General features: G+C 37.4%; 1 protein-coding gene. It reads left to right on the top strand.

What is annotated here, in order from left to right:
- Positions 1-33: 33 nt before the first annotated feature.
- Positions 34-474 (top strand): hypothetical protein, encoded by a 441-nt coding sequence (locus ACFINY_RS09945; protein ID WP_375638631.1) that lies wholly within the window; start codon positions 34-36, stop codon positions 472-474.
- Positions 475-562 lie beyond the last annotated feature (88 nt).

Below are 562 nucleotides of genomic sequence, written 5' to 3'. Positions count from 1 at the left end.
AATTTGTTTGAATATTAGATTAGGGAGCTACCTATGACCACTAAAACTGTATCCAAAAAATATGAACTTACTAATGAAACTACAGAAGTTAAAGACCATCTCTATGGTATAGTTAGAACACTTTATCGCATTAAAGCTTTAAGAAGTTTTGGAAGTGTTAAAAAAGGAGATTTAGGGGGCTTTATTGAAAGTGAATACAACTTATCACATGATGGCAATTGCTGGGTTGGTGATGATGCCAAGGTTTATAATGCTGCTATGGTTTGGGGGCATGCGAAGGTTTTTGAAAATGCAATAATTTGTGATGAGGCGTGTGTTAATGGGTTTGCGAAGGTTTACGGTAATGTACGTGCTTATGGAAAGGCAATTATTGGTGGCAGGGCGCGTGTTTTTGGAGATACGCAACTTATTTTGGGGGCATGGGTTACAGGAAGAAAAGAGATTTCTACAGGTTTAATATCCTTTTGTAGATAGATAAAGACTGTAGAGGAATTGATTAAAGCGGCTGTGGCGTCTAAAAGATAGAATAAAAAAAAGCCGCGTCCTTTAAGACACGGCTTTT

This window comes from Bartonella sp. AA23NXGY, assembly GCF_042197165.1.
In the GTDB taxonomy this organism is placed as follows: Bacteria; Pseudomonadota; Alphaproteobacteria; order Rhizobiales; family Rhizobiaceae; genus Bartonella.
This window is presented reverse-complemented; position numbering and strand designations above follow the sequence as displayed.

Coding starts and splice junctions, on each gene's coding strand:
- ACFINY_RS09945 (WP_375638631.1), top strand. CDS start 34: ATGACCACTAAAACTGTATCCAAAAAATATGAACTTACTAATGAAACT.